Source organism: Kitasatospora sp. NPDC004272 (assembly GCF_053603035.1).
Genome location: NZ_JBSGET010000089.1, coordinates 16,665 through 33,961, shown reverse-complemented (window position 1 = coordinate 33,961; position 17,297 = coordinate 16,665). Strand labels below are relative to the sequence as shown.

The following is a 17,297-nucleotide window of genomic DNA, read 5'->3' as shown; positions in this document are numbered from 1 at the left end:
CGTCGGGCGCGGGGGCGGGGGCGGGCAGCGGGCGGCCGTGGCGCGGGTTGGGGCGGTAGCCGTCGCCGGGTGCGGGGTCGGTGCCGTCGCCGGGCGGGGTGCTGCCCCGCACGGCGTGCACGGGGATCCGTCCGGCGGGGTCGAGCCCGTCGTCCAGCCGGTAGTGCCAGAGCGCCGGTCGCGGTCCGTCCGCCTGCGGGGCCGGGGCCTGGACCGGGGTCGGCGCCGCTGCCGGGGCCGGGGTCGGGGCCGGTCCGGTCGGCCGGTCCGCCGTCCGGTCCTGGTCGATTCGGGCATCGGCGCGGTTGTCGCTGTCCACTTGTGCCTGTCCTTCGTGTCCGTCCCCGTCGGCCGGCCCCCTGGGCGGGCGCCGGGGCGGCCCGGGTCCTCCCCGGATCGTCGTGGCACCGTCATTTCCGGCCGCGGTCAGCCTACTTGAGGTGCGCGGACGGCTGTTCGGGTACGGGGCGCCCGACCCGGGGACGGGAGTGAGCCGAGTCACACCGGTGCGCGGACGGCCGCGTTCGGTGGCAGGGTTTCGGTGCACGGTTGCGGACGGAACGGCACGGCACGGTCGGCGGAACGGCCGGCGAGGGGGCGGGATGGGCGGGGACCCGGCGGGACGGGCAGGCACGGCGGGCGCGGCGGGCGTCGCGGACAGCGCGGGGGCCGCCCGGGCGTACGCCGAGCACCGGAAGCTGCTGTTCTCGCTGGTGTACAACCTGCTCGGCAGCGTCGCCGACACCGAGGACGTGCTCCAGGACACCTGGCTGGCCTGGTCCGCACGGGCCGCCGACCCGGCGGCCGGGGAGATCGGGCACCCGAAAGCGTACCTGGTGCGGATCGCGGTGAACCGGGCGCTGGCCCAGCGGGCGGCGGCCGCCCGGCGGCGCGAGACGTACGTCGGCCCGTGGCTGCCGGAGCCGCTGGTGGGCCCGGCGGACGGGGCGGACGGCGGGGCGGGGGACGCGGCGCTGGCGGCCGAGCGGGCCGAGGCGGTGTCGCTGGCGCTGCTGGTGGTGCTGGAGACGCTGTCGCCGCTGGAGCGCTCGGCGTTCGTGCTGCACGAGGTGTTCGGGTACAGCGGAGCCGAGGTCGCCGCACTGCTGGGGCGCAGCCCGGCCGCGGTGCGGCAGTTGGTGAAGCGGGCCCGCGAGCACGTCCGGGACCGCCGTCCCCGCTACGAGGCGGAGCCGGGCGTCCGGCGGCGGGTCACCGAGCGCTTCCTGGCGGCGGCGCTGGGCGGCGACCTGGCCGCACTGCTGGAGCTGCTCGCCCCGGACGTGACCCTGGTCGGCGACGGCGGCGGCCGGGCCCCCGGCGGACGGCGCCCGCTCACCGGCCGCGCCAAGGTGGCCCGGCTGCTGGCGGCGCTGGCGGTGCGGACCGGCCCCGGCCTGGAGAGCTCCTGGCGGACCGTCAACGGCGCGCCCGCGGTGGCCTTCACCGCCTTCGGCCGCCCGTTCGCGGTGCTGGTCCTGGACCTGGCGCCGGAGGGCGACCTGGTCGCCGGCATCCACGCGGTCTCCAACCCCGACAAGCTGGGCACCCTGACCTGACCCCGGCGGGCCTGACCCCGGCGGGGGCGGGTGCCGGGAGCGGCTACGGTCGGCCCCGGGCCAGGGACGGCGGGTCACCACTCGTGGTCCCCGGTGGGCACTCCCCCGATCTCCAGCCACAGCTGCTCCCGGCCCTGCCCCTTCCGGTGCCCGTACCGGTCGGCCCGGGCCAGGACCGCCAGCACCGACATCGCGAGCCGGGTGCCATGCGGCTTGCGCAGCCGCACCGAGACCCGCACCGCGTTGCCCGTGGTCCAGACCGTCGAAGGCCGCTCGCCCACCAGGGCGTGCAGTTCGGCGGCGAGTTCCCCCGCCGTGGCCCACGCCGCCCGCAGCTCCGCCTCCGTCCGCGGGTCCGCGCCCTCCGGCTCCACCGCTTCCCCAGCCACCGTCCGCACCCCCAGCGCCCCTGCGGGGCATCGCACTCCCTGCACGCATCCGCACCGCACCGCGCCGTCCGGCGCCGCACGACAGGCCCACGGTAAGGGGATCGGGGTACGGGGGTGCCGATTCGCCCGTCCGGTGCGGGTCAGTGGGAGGTGGCGGCCATCTGTTCGACGAGCGTCGCCGGTCGCCCGGCCGGGAGGACGGCGCCCGCGGCCGTGCGGGCCCGGAGAGTAGTCCCCACACGTCCCATCCGCCTCAGGGGCCGCCCTGATCCCATCCCTCGGGAGACCCCGGCCCCACCCGAACGGTCAACCGCACTGCGGAATCGCGCTTCCCGGAGAGTCCAGCCACGGCACCGCCCCGCCCCGCCCGACCGTCAGCCCGAACCGGTCCACCTCCGGCCGCCCCCGCGCCTCCCACCAAGCGAGCGCCCGCTCCACCGACTCCCACAGCCGCCGCGGCCCGGCCTGGTACACCACGCCCGCCCGCTCCCCCGCCGGCCACACCGCCGCCGCCCACGACCGGTCCGACAGCCCGTAGCACCACACCACCGTGGTCCCGTCCCCCTGCCGGTGCACCAGGTGCGTCGCCTCCGGCACCGCCAGCCCGACGAGGAACCGCTGCACCGCCCAGTGGCCGCCGAGGGCGTCCGCCGCGAGCGCCGTCCGGTACCGGGTGTCGGCGCTCCCGGGGAACTCCGGTACGTACGAGGCGTGTTCGGGGAACGCGAGGCGCTGGCCGCGCGACTTCATGAACTCCACCAGCCCGGTGAACCGCCCCTCCGCCGTTCCGTCCGGCCGCACCACCAGCCTGACCACCGCGTCCAGCGGGCTGAAGTCCGTCCCCCACGGCGCGAGGACGACCCCGCCCGGCCGGGACTGCGCGAGCCACGCCGGTGCGATCTCCCGAACGCCGTACGTCACGACGACCCGGTCGAACGACTCCCGCTCCGGACAGCCGAGTTGGCCGTCCCCCACCAGCAACTCGGGCTCCAGCCCGGCACGTTCCAGGTTCGCGGCCGCCGCCTCCGACACCTCCCGGTCGCACTCGACGCTCACCACCCGCCCCGGACCGAGCCGGTGGGCCAGCAGCCCGGCGTTCCAGCCGAACCCCGTCCCCACGTCGAGCACCCGCAGGCCCGGCCGCACGTCGAGGTCGCGGAGCATCGACGCGACGACGCTCGGCATACTGAGACTGCTGGTCGGCACGGCACCCGGCTCGCCCCCATCGTGCGCGCCGTCGTCCCACTGCGTCACCAACGGCACGTCGGCCTCCGTCGCCGCCCGCCAGGCCGCCGGGTCCGCCTCCCGGTCCACCAGCACGCTGCCGCCGGTCGCCATGTCATGCGACCAGACCCGCGGCGGCGTGAACAGCGCACGCGGCACGGCGTCGAACGTCCCGGCCCAGTCCGCGGCCAGGTGCCCGGTCGAGAGCAGGACCCGCCCCAGCCCGAAGCCGGGACGGCCCGCCCCCTCCCCCCGGAGGGCCTCGGTCACTTGCGGTGCCCCCCGTTCCCGGGCGGCGCACTGCCGTCCGGCGACGGCGGGGCCGGAGGCGGCGGCGGCTGGATCGGCGCGGGGTTCCCCCCGTGCCCGCCCTCGGCGTTGGACGTGAGCATGAGAACGACCTCCCTGGATCGGCGGACCTGGTGAATCCCACGGTATGGCCGGCCGGAAAGGCTTCCTAGCCGGTTTCCCGTTCCCGCAAGAACTCGTCCCGGATGCCCTGGACCAGGCTTCTCATCGCGTCGCCGTCCAGAGCCACCTGCTCGAATGCTCGAAACTTCCGAACGTACTGTTCGACGTCCCGGGGCTCCCTCGTCGTCACTTCCGCATGAGGAATCTCGACGACCGCCGCCCTGGCGTCGAAGAGGACGAACGAGCACGTCGGCGGCTCCGGCACCCGGGCGCCCAACGGCACTACCCCGACGGACACGTTCGACATCCGCGACACCGCCACCAGTCGGTCCAGTTGCACCGCCATCATCGCGGGCCTGACCAGCCGCCACCGGAGGACGGATTCCGTGACCAGGAAACGGAAACTCCGGTGCTCCTCGTAAAGGGCCTCCTGTCGGCGCAGCCGCGCGCCGACCATCTTCTCCAGACCCTCGTCGGAGAGTTCGGAATTCCGCAGGATCGCCCGGACGTACTCCGGAGACTGGAGCAGCCCCGGCACGCACGAAGCCTGGAAGACCCGGACGGACTCCGCCTGGGACTCCACGGCCCGGATCTCCTCCTGGTGCCGGTGCAACCCCGTCCGCCGGTAGACGCGCCACGCCGTCGTCTCCGTGGCCGCGGCACGGGCGGCCTCCACGAGCCGCGCCGAGACCTCGGGCGGAACTTCGAGGGCCGCCAGAATGCGCTCCACGTCCGTGACGCTCGGAGCCGCCTTGCCGTTCAGGATCTTGCTCAGTTTGCTCGGAGACATGAGAGCAGTGCGGGCCACCGCTTTGGCCTCCTTCCCACTGGCCTCCCGCAGTTCCCGCAGCGCTCTCCCCAGATCGACGCCGTTCACTCGCTGCCGTACCGCTCCCACCACTCGGCGAACGGCACGGCGTGCGCGAGCGCCACATCCCGGTGCTCCAGGTATTCGGCCGCGCTCGGCTGTGCGTCCGCCCCGAGGAACGATCCGCCCGGCCCGTACTCCATGGTGACCACCGTGGTCCCGTCAAAGGCCCAGAAGTCGGGAACGTCCTCCAGCGGGTTCGGCCCGTCCGTGGTGTCGAGGATGAAGAACTCCTCGCCGGAGCGGGCGTTCTTGGTGTAGCCCCAGCCGAGCTCGAACCGGAGATACGGCGTCAACGGCCGCGAGAGGACGTGCACCCGGTACATCCGCTTGCCCGCCCGCACATTGGCCCGCACCTCGTCGGCCCATTCCTGGTTGTAGTCCTCCGGCTGCGGCTCACCGGCCAGGAACGCCCGGATGCTTTCGGCGTTCGAGGACCCGGTGTAGTCGTCCAGCGTCTCCAGCCGAAAAGCTTCTCGCTGGAAGTCTGCGAACAGGCTCTCGAATTCCTCACCCGAGATGCGCATCGGCGAGCCTCCGAATCAACGATGCGGGAACGCGCACGGCGGCCTCTCCGTCCGGAAGCCGAATGGCCTCCAGCGCTTCCGGGTCTTCCACCACGCATCCCTGCACGATCAGGTCCCCCGTCCCGTCCACACCGTAGACCGTCGGACAGGTGCCCTTCTCGCACTCGCCCACGAGCCTTGTCAGCTGCATCGCAGATCCCCTCCCTGCTCGGCCGTCACACGTTCGATGCTCCCGGCGCCGAAGCGGGAGGGGCAAGGGATCACAGTTGCCAGAACGGGAAACCGAACCTGTCGGGGGCTCGCGGTCGGGGCCGGGCGGGTCCGGGAGCGGCGGAGCTCCGGTCGGACGGGGTGTCCCGTCGGGCGGGGTGTCCCGTCGGGCCGGAGCTCCGGGCTGCCGCGGGGGTCAGCTGGTGGTGCCCCAGGTGTGGGCGACGTCGATGACGAGCCGGCCGTCGAGCTGGAAGACCTGGAACGGCAGGCGGGCCCGGACGCCGAGGCCGAACTGGGTCCGTCCTTCGAAGCCGCCGATCATGCGGGCGTCGACGAAGGTGCGGTAGCCGGTGAGGTCGACGCCCGGGAGCGGGTCGCCCGCCCTGACCGGGTAGACCACCCGGTAGGGGTCGAACTCGTAGGTGTTGGCGCCGACCATGATCTGCAGGACGTCGCCGCCGGCCACCGGGTACGGGATGCCGGAGGCGTCCTGGTAGATGACGTTGCCGCCCATGTAGCCCACCTGGTACGAGAGCGGGTTCTCCGGCGAGGTGCCCGGGGCGTCGATCACCAGGCGGTCGAAGCACTCGTGGGCGCCGGTGCGGACGTTCGTCAGCGCCTGCGTCTGGTACGGAACCGTCCGGTCCTGCCGGTCGAGGCTGCCCCACACGACCGAGCAGTCCTCGGTGACGGCCGAGGCCGCCGGCACCACGGTCACCGCCGCCCCTGCGGCGAGCATCACGGCAGCCAGCGCGGTGGTCCACCGTCGCATGTCGTTCCCCCTATCCGGGCCGGCCCGGGTGGCCGGCCCGCGACTATCCACGCGCCGGCGCACGAGAAGGTGTCGACCGTTCGGGCACGGATCCTTGTCCGTGCGGACGAGCCCGCGCTGTGCCTCCTCGAATAGGCCCGCCCGCCGCAGGCCCCCGGCGGTTCACCCGGCGGCGGGTCCGAGCCGGGCGAGGAGGTCGAGCAGCCGGGTGCGGCTGGTGAGCGCCTCCGGCGGCGGCGAGACGTACAGTTGGACGGCGGTGACGCCGGGCTGCCGGTAGCGGAGGATCTGCTCGCGGCACTCCTCGGGGGAGCCGTGCAGGAACAGCGCGTCCACCACCTCGTCGGGCAGGGCGCGTTGGGCGCCCTCGTGGTCGCCGTCGGCCCAGCGCTTGTGCGTCTCGGCGAGCAACTCGCCGTTGCCGAGCCACTGGTGGAACTTGCGGTAGGGCTCGCGGTTGAGGATCCAGGCCAGGAACGGGCGGCTGGCGCGGTGCGCGTACGCGGTGTCCTGGGTGGGGCAGACGAATACCTTGACGACGAGTTCCTTGCCGGGCGGCTGCGGGCCGACCGCGTCCAGCACCTTGGGGAGGTCCTGGGCGCGCAGCAGGTTGGTGATGGCGCCGTCGCCCTCGGTGAAGCCGAGCCTGAGCATGCCGGGGCGCAGCGCGCCGAGGATCACCTTGACCGGGTCGGCGGGCGGGTGGGGCAGCCGGTAGCCGGCGATGGAGAAGGTGTCGAAGTCGCCGGCGACGTGTTCGCCGCGCAGCGCGGCGGTGAGGAAGCGCAGCACGTCGCGGGTGCGCTTGAAGGGTTCGTCGAACGGGATGCCGTTGATGTCGGTGACGTGCGCGGGCACCGAGGCGCCGATTCCCAGCAGGACTCCTCCGGTGGAGAGTTGGGCGAGGGTGGCGGCGGTCTGGGCGAGCACGGCGGGCCCGCGGGTGTGCACCGGGACGATGCCGGTGGCGATCCGCAGCTGCGGGGCCCAGGCGGCGGTGGCGGCCAGTGGGGTGAAGGCGTCGGTGCCGCCGCCCTCGGCGCTCCACACGTCGTCGTAGCCGAGGTCGGGGAGCCGTTCGACCAGGAAGCGGTGCCGGTCGAGGGTCAGGCCGGGCAGCGGCAGGGTGATGCCCCAGGCGGGCGGGGGCGCGGCGGCCGGGGGCGCGGCGGCCGGGTCGGCGGGGGTGGGCATGGCGCGGTGGTCCTCCGGTTCGGACGGCGGGTGCCGTCGGCGGGGCGCGGTCGGCGCCGTCGGGGTCGTTCGGACCGAGGTTCGCGGACGGGGCGCGGGGCAGCCAGCCAGGCGTTCGTGCTGTTACCCGCGGTCATAGGCTCCGGCGGGTGCGGGCGTGAGTACGGGCATGGGCAAAGCGGGCACCGGCCAGGACGGGCACGGGAGTTGACGTCACATGAGGAGTTCGTTGCAGGATCCGGAACCGGCCCCTTCCCGTCCTAACCTGGGACCGGCCCGTTCACCCCGGCCGCCCGGCCGCCCCGGCCGCCCGGCCGAACGGGCCGACGCAGCCGAGCACCACCCGCGACGAGGAGCGAGCACCGTGTCCACCTCCGCCACCGGCCAGGAACTCGGCGCGTTCCTGCGCGCCCACCGCGAACTCCTCCAGCCCGCCGACGTCGGGCTCACCGCCACCGCCCGGCGGCGCACGCCCGGGCTGCGCCGCGAGGAGGTCGCCTCGCTGTCCGGCGTCGGCCTCGCCTGGTACACCTGGCTCGAACAGGGCCGCGTCACCGCCTCCCGGCAGGTCCTGGAGGCGGTGGCGCGCGCCCTGCGCCTGGATGCGGCGGGCCTGCGGCACGCGATGCGGCTGGCCGGCTACCACGAGCCCGTCCCCGCGGACGCCGACCGCAGCACCGCCGGACGCCTGGCCGCCGCTGTCCGCCCCGTCCTCGACTCCTGGCCCGCCAGCCCCGCCGCCCTGCTCGACCGGCACTTCGACCTGCTGGCCTGGAACGCCGCCTGGACGGCGCTGTGGGGCTCGCCCGAGCACGTCCCGGCCGACCGCCGCAACCTGATGTGGCTGCTGGCCGTCGACCACCGGCCGCGCGAGGTCCTGCCGGACTGGGAGCCGCTGGCGATGAACGTCTTCCAGCACTTCCGCGCCCAGGCCGGGCCCGCCCTCGCCGACCCGCGCACCGGGGAGCTCTACCGCCTCCTGGAGCACGACGCCCCCGAGCTGAACCACTGGTGGGGCTGCCACTCCGTCGCCGAACTCACCGCCCGCACCGTCCGGGCCACTCCGCCCGGCCTCGCCCCCGTCCGCCTCACCCTCAGCTCCTTCCACCCCGTGGACGACCCCTCCGCGCTGGTCGTCCTGTTCACCCCGGCGACCCCCGCCGACGCGGCCCGGATGACCGAACTGACGGCGGCGGGGGCGGGCGGCGGGTCCGCACCGCCGGCGGCCGGGGCCCACCGCTGAATCAGCCCGCCAGCGCCGTGCGCAGCGGCGACGCCTCCAGCCCGAACGCCTCGCGCAGGTCGCCGTCGTCCACCACGAACGGCCGCTCCGCCATGTAGCCCAGCTCGGCGAACTCCCGCCACAGCGGGTCGCCGAACGCCAGCAGCGCCAACTCCCGTTCGGTGAGCTGCTCCAGGCGCGGTTCGGGCGCCCCGTGCAGCTCGGCCAGTTGGGTCGCGGCCGCCCGCACCGTGCCGGTGATCACCGGGGCGTGCCAGGCCCGTCCCCAGGCCCGGTCGTCGCGGGCGACCGCGACCAGCGCCGCCGCGACGTCCTCGGTGTACGAGAAGGAGTGCGCCGCGTCGGGGTCGCCGTGCACCAGGGCGAGTTCGCCGTCCAGCACCCGGGGCGCCACCAGCAGCGCGAACGGCGAGACCGCGCCCGGGCCCAGGAACTGCCCGGCCCGCACCTCGGTGACCCGCAGCCGCCCCTCGGCGTGCGCCCGTTCGGCCCGGCGCCACAGCTCGGCCCGCACCCGGCCCTTGCGGGTGCGGGCCTCCAGCGGGGTCCGCTCGGTCACCGGCCCGGCGGTCGGCCCGTAGCCGTACAGGTTGCCGAGCATCACGTAGTCGGCCCCGGCCCGCTCGGTCGCCGCCAGGATCGAGTCGAACAGCGGCGGCAGGGTCTGCGGCCAGGTGTGGTACGCGGTCATGGCGGCGTTGAAGACGGTGTCCGCCCCGGCCAGCACCTCGGCCAACTCCGCGGTGCGGCCCGCGTCCAGGGCGATCCGCTCGATGCCCGGGTGCTCGGGCCCGCTGCCGCCGCGGGTCACCAGGCGGACCTGCTCGCCGCGTTCGGCCAACCGCCGGGCGGTGGCGGCCCCGGTCGCGCCCGCTCCGATGACGACTGCTCCGGTCATGGTGGTGCCTCCTTGCTCTGCTGGGGAACGTGGTCGCGGGGGCCCTCCGCCCGGCCAACTCTGCCCCGTCGCAAGGGGGTAGGGTCAGTGGCCCGATAGCCACGGAGTCCAAGGATCCAGCCATGCACCGCGTCGCCGTCCTGGCCGTCCCGCCCGTCAAGCCCTTCGACCTGTCGATGCCCTCGGTGCTGTTCGACGCCGCGGTCGCGGACGGCCGCCCCTGCTACGCCGTCACGGTCTGCACGCCCGAGCCCGGGGTGCTGCCCGGGTACGGCGGCCTGGACGTCGTGGTCCAGCACGGCCTGGAGGCGGTCACCGCCGCCGACACCGTCGTCGTCCCCTCCACCGACAGCCGCCACGACGCGGACCCGGCCGCGCTGGACGCCCTCCGGGAGGCCGCCGCCGCGGGCAAGCGGATCGCCTCGATCTGCACCGGCGCCTTCGTCCTGGCCCAGGCCGGACTGCTCGACGGCCGCACCGCCACCACCCACTGGGCCTTCGCCGACGAGCTGCGGCGCGCCTTCCCCGCCGTCCGGGTGGACGCCGACCGGCTGTTCGCCGAGGACGGCCGGGTCGTCACCGGCGCGGGCTCGGCCGCCGGCCTCGACCTGTGCCTCCACCTGATCGCCGCCGACCACGGCGCGGCCGTCGCCAACGCGGCCGCCCGCGCCGCCGTCGTCACCCCCGTCCGCCGGGGCGGCCAGGCCCAGTTCGTCAGCACCCCGCTGCCCGCCCGCACCGACTCCCCGCTCGACGCCGCCCGCGTCTGGGCCCTGCGGCACCTCGACCGGCCGATCTCCCTCGCCGACCTCGCCGCCCGGGCCCGCACCAGCGTGCGGACCCTGACCCGCCGCTTCGCCGCCGAGACCGGCACGACCCCCTTCCAGTGGCTGCTCCAGCAGCGCCTGCTGCGCGCCCGCGAGCTCCTGGAGACCACCGACCTCACCGTCGACCAGGTCGCCGACCGCAGCGGCCTCGGCTCCGGCGAGTCCCTCCGCCAGCACCTGGGCCGCCACCTCGGCATGACCCCGGCCGCCTACCGCAGCGCCTTCCGGCACCCCGGCCGCGGCTAGGCCCCGGAGTCCGGCGGCGGGCCGGTCAGCGGTGGTCGAGGTGGGGGAAGACGAACTCGTCGAGCAGCAGGCCGAGGGCGACCGCGGCCGGGACGGCGACCAGGGCGCCGACGATGCCCAGCAGCGCGCCGCCGACCAGGACGGCCACGATGGTGACGAAGGGGTGGACGTCGACGGCGAACTTCATCGTCCGCGGCATGATCAGGTAGTCCTCCAGGAGGCGGAAGCCGATGTAGAAGCCGGCCGTAGCCAGGGCCACCGGCCAGGAGACCGCGAGGGCGACCAGGCTGACGACGATGCCGCCGATGGTGGAGCCGACGATCGGCACCAGGTCCATCAGGGCCACGAACACGCCGAGCGCGGCGGCGTAGGGCACGCCGACGGCGGCGCACCACACCGCGGTGGCGAGGCCGGCGATCGCGGAGGTGACCAGGTTGCCGAGCATGTAGCGTCCGGTGCGGCTGAGGATCTCCTCGGTGAGCTCGCGGGCCCGGTCGCGGCGGCTGCCCTTCACGAAGCGGTAGCAGAACTCCTTGATGTCGGGCAGCCCGGCCATCAGGTACAGGGTCACGGTGACGACCACGGTGACCGAGGTGACGGTGTCGAGCAGCAGGCGTCCGGCGCCCAGCACGCCGCCCATCAGGCCCGGGCCGCCGTTGCCGCCGAGGGCGTTCTTGGCCTGTTCGGCGAGGTGGAAGCGGTCCTCGATCCGGCCCGGCAGCGAGTGGTGGTCGTGCAGCTGGTCCAGCCAGAGCGGGATGCGCCGGGCCAGCACGCCGGCCTCCTGGCCCACCGGGGGGACGACCAGCAGCAGGAAGCCCGCGGCCAGGAGCAGGAAGACCCCGAGCACGGCGGCCACCGCCCAGCCGCGCCGCAGCCGGCGCCGGCACAGCGCGGCGACGACCGGTTCCAGGCTCACCGCGAGGAAGCCGGAGAGCAGCAGCAGGGTCAGGAACTCCTCCAGGCGCAGCAGTTGGCTGAAGAGGAACCAGCCGGTGAGCGCGCCGAGCGCCAGTCGCAGGCCGGTGGAGAACCCGGGCAGCCGGGTCGGGGCGGTGCGCCGGCCGGGCGCCGCGGACGGCGCCGGGTCGGCCGCGGGCGCGGTCGGGGCGGCGTCGGGGGGCACCAGCAGCCGTCGGCGGATTCCGTCGGCGGCGCCGGTGGTGACGACGCGCAGTCCCGGTGGCATCTTCATGGTCTCGTCGGTCCGTTCCGCTCGCGGGCCTGTGGGCACCGTCCGGTTGCCCCGGCGCGCCGGGTCGAAGCGCACCGGGTACGCCCCGTGTGCGGCCGGTCGACCGCTGCGGGGGCGGGCGCCGGGTGCTATGGAGGCGGGAGCCGGGCGCTGCGGGGGCGGGCGCCGGGCGGGGCGTGGATGTGGCGGGGCCCCGGACCCGCCGCCGGTGAGGGTGCGCGGTGTCCGGGGCCAGCGCGGCCGGGTGGGCTTCACCGGCCGCACCGCCCCGGCGGAGGTGTGGGGTCACGCCGGGGCGGTGTCGGTGCCCGCTGCCGCCTGCGGCGCAGCGGGGTCCGGGGGCTCAGCTCCGGAAGGCGTCCTTGACGTCCTCCCCGGCCTGCTTGAGGCCGCCCTTGGCCTGTTCGGCCCGGCCCTCCGCCTCCAGGCGCTCGTTGCCGACGGCCTTGCCGACGTTCTTCTTGACGGCGCCCTCGATCTTCTCGCCGGTGTTCTCGGCCTTGTCGCTCATCGCCATGTCCCGCCTCCTGACTGCCGGTTCCTCGCTGACGGGCGGTCTGGTGCCCCGGATCCGCCGGAAGATTCCCGCGAATATCCGGCGCGGCCCCGGGCAGCAGAGGCCGCGACAATCGATTCCCAGGAGGTCGTCGTGGTTCCCCTGCTGCTGGTCCTGTTGCTCGCGCTGCTGCTGTTCGGCGCCGGTTTCGCGGTGAAGATCCTCTGGCTGGTCGCCGTGGTCGTCCTGGTGTTCTGGCTGATCGGTTTCGTGGCCCGCGGCGCGCACCCCTCCGGCGGTCGCCACCGCTGGTACCGCTGGTGACCCGTCCGCGGTCCGCCGCCGCGGCGTTCCGGCCGGGTCCCCGGGGTCTCAGCGCTGCTGTCGCAGGCCGCGCGTCACCAGCCACGCTCCCGCCGCCGCGGCCAGGGCCAGGGCGGTGCCGACCAGCAGGGCGCCGCGGGTGACGTCGGAGAAGGCGCCGACCGCCCAGGCGCCGAGGCCGGTGCCCGCGTACATGGTGGAGGTGAGCCAGGCGCTGGAGGTGGCGCGGTGGGCGGGGGCGACGGTGCCGGCCAGGGTCTGCTGGTCGGTGACGAAGGCGCCGCCGGCGGTGAACCAGATGAGTACGCCGAGCAGCGAGAGCGGCAGTCCGGGTCCGGCGGTGGCCAGGGCGATGCCGGCGGCCAGCAGCAGGCCCCAGTGGGCGAGCGGCGGCCGACCGGTGCGGCCCGCCGTGCGGGCCCGGTCGCCGAGGCGTCCGCCGAGCAGCGAGCCGGCCGCGCTGCCCGCGCCGACCAGGACGCCGACCAGGCCGAGGGCCGGCACGGAGAGGCCGAAGCGGCGGTCGAGGACGGCGCCGAGGAAGGTGTACGCACCGAGGTTGGCCGCGTTGAAGGCGGTGTTGACCAGCAGGGCGCGGCGCAGCACCGGCTCGCGCCAGGCGCCCAGGACGGCCCGGACGGCACCGCCCCGCACCGCGCCGCCCTGGACGGGGACGGCCTGCGCGGGGACGGCCCGCGCGGGGACGGCCCGCTCGGGGACGACCTGCCGGGCCAGCAGGGCGACCGCGGCGAGGGTGCCGGTCGTGAGCGCCCAGAACGCGGCCCGCCAGCCCGCCGCCCCGGTGAGGACGCCGCCGAGCGGGACGCCGATCACCTGGCCGGTGGAGAACAGGGCCATGCCGAGTCCGAGGGCGCGGCCGCGCACCGCCTCGGGGGCGGTCTCGGCGATGTGCGCCCAGATCGCGGGCCCGGCGGCCGCGGCGGCGAGCCCGGCCAGGGCGCGGGAGAGCACCAGTTGGGTGAGGTCGGTGGAGAGCGCGGCGGCCGCGTTGGACAGCACGAACAGCAGCCCGCCGGCGAGCAGGGTGCGGCGGCGGCCGAACCGGTCGCTGAGCAGGCCGAGGAACGGGGCGCAGACCGCGTACACCAGGACGTAGGCGGTGACGGTGGAGGCGGCGGCGGCCTCGGTGGTGCCGATCGAGTCGGCGATGGTCGGCAGCAGCGGGGAGACCAGGAAGGTCTCGGTGCCGAACAGGAACAGCAGCGCGAACACCCCGGCGTACCGCAGCGGTCGCAGCGGCTCCGGGGCGGGCAGCGCCCGGCCGGCGCGTTCGGTCAGGTCGGAGACGTCGCTCACGGCGACCACCACCTCGTCCGTGGTCGGATCGCGCGGCGCGTCCTCGGACCGCGGACGCGTGCGGCCGCGCGGGGGGCATGGGCGTCCGGTGCCGCCATCGTCGGCGGGGGCCGGAGGCGCAGCCAGACAGGCGTTCATCCTGTGACCGGGGCTCACAGTCTGGCGTCCCGTCAGCGTGTGAACGGTGTGAACGGCACCCGGCAGGGATAGAAGGGCTGCATGCGTTTCGTTCCGGAGCCGGTGGCGGCCGTGGTGCGCCGTGGGGCCAAGGACCCGTTCGTCGTGCAGACGGTGCGGGCCACGGTCGCCGCGACGCTGTCGTACGTGGTGGCGACCTGGCTGAGCAGGGAGCCGGTGCCGCTGACCGCTCCGCTGACGGCGCTGCTGGTGGTGCAGGTGACGGTGTACTCGACGCTGACCACCAGCATCCGGCGGGTCAACTCGGTGGTGGTCGGGGTGCTGATCGCGATCGGGTTCTCGACGGTGGTCGGGCTGTCCTGGTGGAGCCTCGGGCTGATCATCATGGCCTCGCTGGTGGTGGGCCGCTTCGTGCGGGTGGACGAGTTCGTCCAGGAGGTGGCGATCAGCGCGATGCTGATCCTGGGCGTCTCCCAGGTCACCACCCAGGCCTGGGACCGGGTGCTGGAGACGGTGATCGGCGCGAGCGTCGGCCTGCTGTTCAACCTGGTGATAGCGCCCCCGGTGTGGGTCGACACGGCCGGCGAGTCGATCGAGGACCTGGCCCGCCGGGCCCGGCACCTGCTGCTCGGGCTGTCCGAGCAGTTGGGCCGGCCCGTCCCGGTCGAACGGGCCGCCGAACGGCTGTACGAGGCCCGGCGGCTGGACCAGGCGATCGCCGAGGTGGACGGGGCGCTGCGGCAGGCCGAGGACAGCCTGCGGCTGAACCCGCGGATCAGCGAGGGCCTGCTCTCCCGGCTGGTGCTGCGCACCGGGCTGGACACCCTGGAGATCTGCGTGGTCGTCATCCGGGTGATCGCCCGCTCGCTCACCGACCTGGCCAAGCGCCGCGACCCGGACGAACGACTGTTCCCGGCGGACGTGGCGGTGGCCCTGGAGGAACTGTTCGAACACGTCGGCGGCGCGCTGGTGAGCTTCGCGGTCCTGGTCACCACCCAGGTCAGCCGGAACGCCGAGGAGGCCGAACAGCGGCTCGCCTCCGAACTCTCCGCGGCCTGGGCCTGCCGCGAGAACGCCGCCCAGCTCCTGCTGCGCCGCGTCCAGGAGAGCCCGGACGCCTGGCAGCTGCACGGCTCGCTGCTCGCCGAGGTCGACCGCATCCTCGACGAACTCGACCTCGAACACCGCGGCCGCCGCCTGATGGAGGAACTCGACCGCGCCGCCGTCGCCAACCGCGACCGCTTCTCCCGCTTCTCCCGCCTCCGCCGCCTGGCCCGCGGCGAACGCCTCCGCCCCCGCCGCCGCCGCCAACCGACGGCCTGACCCCGCCCAGCCCCGCCGCCACGGACCCCGGGCCCGGCCGGGGGCGGGCGGACACGCCGGGGCTGGGCCGTCGGGGGGAAACGTCGTACCGGTTCGGGTGTGTTGTGACGGGGCGTCAGATCGGGGCGAGGACCCTCGGGGGGTGTCGGCGCCGTGCCGGCAGCCCCCGTCCCTCACCCCGGAGCTCCCATGACCCCGACCCCGATCGGGCGGCGCCTGCTGCCGCTGCGCGCGGCCGCCCTCGCCGGTGCGGCCGTCCTGCCACTGGCCGTGTTCGCCGCCCCCGCGCACGCCGCGCCCGGCGACAACGGCGACGTGAAGATCCACAAGGTCGGCACGTCGACCGACGACCAGACCGACCAGTACAACGAGCCGAAGATCTGCGCGTTCTACCTGGACGCCTTCAACTTCGACACCATCCAGCAGGTGACCTGGCACATCGACCAGCAGCCGCCGACCGGCACCGCCACGAACGTGCGGACCGGATCGATCACGGTGGTGGGCGGCCACGGCTTCACCCCGCCGGTACTGCCTCAACTGCCGGACGGGCACTACGAGTTGTTCTGGAACTTCGTCGGCGAGAGCGGCGCTGCCAAGCACAAGGTGTTCAAGGTCGACTGCGCGGGCGTCGGCAGCAGCCAGTCCCCGTCCCCCAGCCCGTCCGGCAGCGGCTCGCCGAACCCGGTCGGCGGCGGCACCTCCCCGTCACCCAGCGCCTCCCCCTCCGGCAAGGGCGGCGGCCCGGGCCCCGGTGGCGGCTCCTCGGCCTCGCCCGGCGGCCCGGGCCAGGGCGGCCCCGGCCACGGCGGTCCGGGGCGGACGCCGCAGGGCGGGGTGGCGGCCGGCGCGGGCGGGGCCTCCCGGGACCTGAACCCGGCGGAGGTCACCGTCGGCGCCGCGCTGATCGCCGGGGCGGGCTACCTGGTCGTGCGCCGGCGCCGCCGCTCCCGCACCCGCCGTTGACCCGCACCGCCCACCGACGCGCCCGCGGTGCCGACCGGCTACGGTTCGGCACCGCGGCCGTCGCGCTGCTGTGCGGCGCCTGGCTGGTCGACGACGGGCTGACCACCGCGGGACCGCCCCCGCCCGCCCCCGCGCAACTCCCGTCCCCCGCCCGGGACATGCCCTCCCCCACTGCCTCCCGGGCCGTCCCGGACACCGCCGCGCTCGGCCCGTCCGACCCGGCGCGGCTGCGCATCCCGTCCATCGCGGTGGACGCCGCCTTCACCCCGCTCGGCCTGGACGCCACCGGGGCGCTCGACACCCCGCCGCCGGACCGCCGCGACCTGGTCGGCTGGTACCGGGACGCCCCCTCGCCCGGCGCGGACGGCACCGCCGTGGTGGTCGGCCACGTCGACGACCGGCACGGCCCCGGCGTGCTGTACCGGCTCGGGCTGCTGCGCCCCGGCCTGGCCGTCACCGTCACCCGGCAGGACCGCCGCACCGCCACCTTCACCGTCGACGCGGTGCGCTCCTACCCGAAGAGCGACTTCCCCGCCGGGGAGGTGTACGCCCCGACCGGCCGCGCCGAACTGCGGGTGATCACCTGCGGCGGGCACTACGACCGGCGCACCGGCTACGACTCCAACACCGTGGTGTTCGCGCACCTGACCTCCACCACCTAACGGAGACCCACCCCCTGACGGGGACCCACCGCCTGACGGAGACCCACCCCCTGACGGGGCTCACCGCCTCCGGCGCCGGGCCGCGTCGGCCGCCAGCGCCGCCCCGAGCAGCGCCGCCGCCAACGCGGCGACCAGCAGCGGGCGCGGGCCCCCGGGGCGACCGGCGGTGCGGACGGCGCCCATGAAGTCCACCGCGGCGACGTGGTTGACCAGCAGGTACCACAGCGGCGGGTAGAGCGCCTGGAACGGCCGGTGGCTGCGGCTCAGCACGCCCAGCGCCAGCGCCAGCGAGGGCACCAGCAGCGGACCGCCCAGCCAGTGCGCGGCCCCGGCGCCGTCCCCGGCCGCCAGCATCCGCAGCAGCGGGGCGGCGCCGGTGAGCGCGGTCAGCAGCACGCCCGCCGTCCACTCGGCGAGCAGCCGCCGGCCCGGTGCGGGGTGGGCGGCGAGCAGCCCGGCCGGGCCGTGCTCCACCTGCTGGCTGCCCAGCCGGGACCACAGCAGCACC

The 17,297-nt window shown here is 75.5% G+C and carries 19 protein-coding genes and 1 pseudogene; 7 read left to right on the top strand and 13 right to left on the bottom strand.

Features of this window, described 5'->3' with window-relative positions; translation table 11 throughout:
* Positions 1-319: pseudogene (locus ACWEO5_RS25165) on the bottom strand (hypothetical protein); the annotation flags it as partial.
* A gap of 283 nt (positions 320-602) precedes the next feature.
* On the opposite strand from ACWEO5_RS25165, the gene sigJ reads away from it, so the two are divergent.
* Positions 603-1,559 carry an RNA polymerase sigma factor SigJ gene (gene sigJ, locus ACWEO5_RS25160; protein WP_452164544.1) on the top strand — a complete coding sequence of 319 codons (957 nt, stop codon included), beginning with the start codon at positions 603-605 and terminating at the stop codon, positions 1,557-1,559.
* A gap of 74 nt (positions 1,560-1,633) precedes the next feature.
* On the opposite strand, the gene ACWEO5_RS25155 is transcribed toward sigJ, so the two are convergent.
* The 7 genes from ACWEO5_RS25155 to ACWEO5_RS25125 all read right to left on the bottom strand — a co-directional run bounded on the left by ACWEO5_RS25155 (position 1,634) and on the right by ACWEO5_RS25125 (position 7,157).
* Positions 1,634-1,948 (bottom strand): hypothetical protein, encoded by a 315-nt coding sequence (locus ACWEO5_RS25155; RefSeq protein WP_452164543.1) that lies wholly within the window; start codon positions 1,946-1,948, stop codon positions 1,634-1,636.
* Positions 1,949-2,254: 306 nt separating this feature from the next.
* The gene (locus tag ACWEO5_RS25150; protein ID WP_452164542.1) at positions 2,255-3,442 is read right to left on the bottom strand and encodes a methyltransferase domain-containing protein; all 1,188 of its coding nucleotides are present in this window, start codon (positions 3,440-3,442) and stop codon (positions 2,255-2,257) included.
* Positions 3,443-3,629: 187 nt separating this feature from the next.
* Complete coding sequence (locus ACWEO5_RS25145; RefSeq protein ID WP_452164541.1) at positions 3,630-4,460, bottom strand: helix-turn-helix domain-containing protein; 831 nt, start codon at positions 4,458-4,460, stop codon at positions 3,630-3,632.
* Entirely contained in the window at positions 4,457-4,978 is a 522-nt protein-coding gene (locus ACWEO5_RS25140) for a DUF6879 family protein (RefSeq protein WP_452164540.1), read from the bottom strand. The genes ACWEO5_RS25145 and ACWEO5_RS25140 overlap by 4 nt, the downstream gene beginning before the upstream one ends.
* Positions 4,962-5,168, bottom strand: coding sequence for a hypothetical protein (locus tag ACWEO5_RS25135; RefSeq protein ID WP_452164539.1), 207 nt, complete (start codon positions 5,166-5,168; stop codon positions 4,962-4,964). Before ACWEO5_RS25135 ends, ACWEO5_RS25140 begins: the two co-directional genes overlap by 17 nt.
* A gap of 216 nt (positions 5,169-5,384) precedes the next feature.
* A complete protein-coding gene (locus ACWEO5_RS25130; RefSeq protein ID WP_452164538.1) occupies positions 5,385-5,963 on the bottom strand; it encodes an AMIN-like domain-containing (lipo)protein in 579 nt (192 codons plus the stop codon).
* 162 nt (positions 5,964-6,125) lie between these two features.
* The gene (locus tag ACWEO5_RS25125; protein WP_452164537.1) at positions 6,126-7,157 is read right to left on the bottom strand and encodes an LLM class F420-dependent oxidoreductase; all 1,032 of its coding nucleotides are present in this window, start codon (positions 7,155-7,157) and stop codon (positions 6,126-6,128) included.
* A 364-nt stretch (positions 7,158-7,521) separates the two neighbouring features.
* Here ACWEO5_RS25125 and ACWEO5_RS25120 point away from each other — a divergent pair, with 364 nt between their 5' ends.
* Positions 7,522-8,400, top strand: a complete 879-nt coding sequence (locus tag ACWEO5_RS25120) for a helix-turn-helix domain-containing protein (RefSeq protein WP_452164536.1) — start codon at positions 7,522-7,524, stop codon at positions 8,398-8,400.
* A gap of 1 nt (position 8,401) precedes the next feature.
* On the opposite strand, the gene ACWEO5_RS25115 is transcribed toward ACWEO5_RS25120, so the two are convergent.
* The gene (locus ACWEO5_RS25115) at positions 8,402-9,298 is read right to left on the bottom strand and encodes an NAD-dependent epimerase/dehydratase family protein (RefSeq protein ID WP_452164535.1); all 897 of its coding nucleotides are present in this window, start codon (positions 9,296-9,298) and stop codon (positions 8,402-8,404) included.
* Between the two features lie 122 nt (positions 9,299-9,420).
* Here ACWEO5_RS25115 and ACWEO5_RS25110 point away from each other — a divergent pair, with 122 nt between their 5' ends.
* Positions 9,421-10,371: a GlxA family transcriptional regulator gene (locus tag ACWEO5_RS25110; RefSeq protein ID WP_452164534.1), complete on the top strand. Its 951-nt coding sequence runs from the start codon at positions 9,421-9,423 to the stop codon at positions 10,369-10,371.
* 25 nt (positions 10,372-10,396) lie between these two features.
* Here ACWEO5_RS25110 and ACWEO5_RS25105 read toward each other — a convergent pair whose 3' ends face one another.
* Both ACWEO5_RS25105 and ACWEO5_RS25100 read right to left on the bottom strand, forming a co-directional pair.
* Complete coding sequence (locus ACWEO5_RS25105; RefSeq protein ID WP_452164533.1) at positions 10,397-11,566, bottom strand: AI-2E family transporter; 1,170 nt, start codon at positions 11,564-11,566, stop codon at positions 10,397-10,399.
* Between the two features lie 343 nt (positions 11,567-11,909).
* A complete protein-coding gene (locus tag ACWEO5_RS25100) occupies positions 11,910-12,083 on the bottom strand; it encodes a CsbD family protein (RefSeq protein ID WP_452164532.1) in 174 nt (57 codons plus the stop codon).
* A gap of 132 nt (positions 12,084-12,215) precedes the next feature.
* Here ACWEO5_RS25100 and ACWEO5_RS25095 point away from each other — a divergent pair, with 132 nt between their 5' ends.
* The gene (locus tag ACWEO5_RS25095) at positions 12,216-12,386 is read left to right on the top strand and encodes a hydrophobic protein (RefSeq protein ID WP_344557646.1); all 171 of its coding nucleotides are present in this window, start codon (positions 12,216-12,218) and stop codon (positions 12,384-12,386) included.
* Positions 12,387-12,434: 48 nt separating this feature from the next.
* Here ACWEO5_RS25095 and ACWEO5_RS25090 read toward each other — a convergent pair whose 3' ends face one another.
* Positions 12,435-13,703, bottom strand: coding sequence for an MFS transporter (locus ACWEO5_RS25090; RefSeq protein WP_452164531.1), 1,269 nt, complete (start codon positions 13,701-13,703; stop codon positions 12,435-12,437).
* 219 nt (positions 13,704-13,922) lie between these two features.
* Between ACWEO5_RS25090 and ACWEO5_RS25085 the strand changes: the two genes are divergently transcribed.
* The 3 genes from ACWEO5_RS25085 (at position 13,923) to ACWEO5_RS25075 (ending at position 16,789) form a co-directional block, all read left to right on the top strand.
* Complete coding sequence (locus ACWEO5_RS25085; protein WP_452164530.1) at positions 13,923-15,164, top strand: FUSC family protein; 1,242 nt, start codon at positions 13,923-13,925, stop codon at positions 15,162-15,164.
* Between the two features lie 189 nt (positions 15,165-15,353).
* Entirely contained in the window at positions 15,354-16,127 is a 774-nt protein-coding gene (locus tag ACWEO5_RS25080) for a hypothetical protein (RefSeq protein WP_452164529.1), read from the top strand.
* Positions 16,124-16,789 (top strand): class F sortase, encoded by a 666-nt coding sequence (locus ACWEO5_RS25075; protein ID WP_452164528.1) that lies wholly within the window; start codon positions 16,124-16,126, stop codon positions 16,787-16,789. The genes ACWEO5_RS25080 and ACWEO5_RS25075 overlap by 4 nt, the downstream gene beginning before the upstream one ends.
* Before the next feature lie 60 nt (positions 16,790-16,849).
* Here the strand turns inward: ACWEO5_RS25075 and ACWEO5_RS25070 are convergent, their stop codons facing one another.
* On the bottom strand, positions 16,850-17,296 hold the full coding sequence (locus ACWEO5_RS25070; protein WP_452164527.1) for a hypothetical protein: 447 nt from the start codon (positions 17,294-17,296) through the stop codon (positions 16,850-16,852).
* Between the last annotated feature and the right edge of the window lies 1 nt (position 17,297).

What these genes read in the sequence shown, in the direction of transcription:
- ACWEO5_RS25085 (WP_452164530.1), top strand. Translation starts at nt 13,923, where the DNA reads ATGCGTTTCGTTCCGGAGCCGGTGGCGGCCGTGGTGCGCCGTGGGGCC.
- ACWEO5_RS25110 (WP_452164534.1), top strand. Translation starts at nt 9,421, where the DNA reads ATGCACCGCGTCGCCGTCCTGGCCGTCCCGCCCGTCAAGCCCTTCGAC.
- sigJ (WP_452164544.1), top strand. Translation starts at nt 603, where the DNA reads ATGGGCGGGGACCCGGCGGGACGGGCAGGCACGGCGGGCGCGGCGGGC.
- ACWEO5_RS25125 (WP_452164537.1), bottom strand. Translation starts at nt 7,157, where the DNA reads ATGCCCACCCCCGCCGACCCGGCCGCCGCGCCCCCGGCCGCCGCGCCC.
- ACWEO5_RS25140 (WP_452164540.1), bottom strand. Translation starts at nt 4,978, where the DNA reads ATGCGCATCTCGGGTGAGGAATTCGAGAGCCTGTTCGCAGACTTCCAG.
- ACWEO5_RS25135 (WP_452164539.1), bottom strand. Translation starts at nt 5,168, where the DNA reads ATGCAGCTGACAAGGCTCGTGGGCGAGTGCGAGAAGGGCACCTGTCCG.
- ACWEO5_RS25115 (WP_452164535.1), bottom strand. Translation starts at nt 9,298, where the DNA reads ATGACCGGAGCAGTCGTCATCGGAGCGGGCGCGACCGGGGCCGCCACC.
- ACWEO5_RS25080 (WP_452164529.1), top strand. Translation starts at nt 15,354, where the DNA reads ATGACCCCGACCCCGATCGGGCGGCGCCTGCTGCCGCTGCGCGCGGCC.
- ACWEO5_RS25105 (WP_452164533.1), bottom strand. Translation starts at nt 11,566, where the DNA reads ATGAAGATGCCACCGGGACTGCGCGTCGTCACCACCGGCGCCGCCGAC.
- ACWEO5_RS25130 (WP_452164538.1), bottom strand. Translation starts at nt 5,963, where the DNA reads ATGCGACGGTGGACCACCGCGCTGGCTGCCGTGATGCTCGCCGCAGGG.
- ACWEO5_RS25100 (WP_452164532.1), bottom strand. Translation starts at nt 12,083, where the DNA reads ATGGCGATGAGCGACAAGGCCGAGAACACCGGCGAGAAGATCGAGGGC.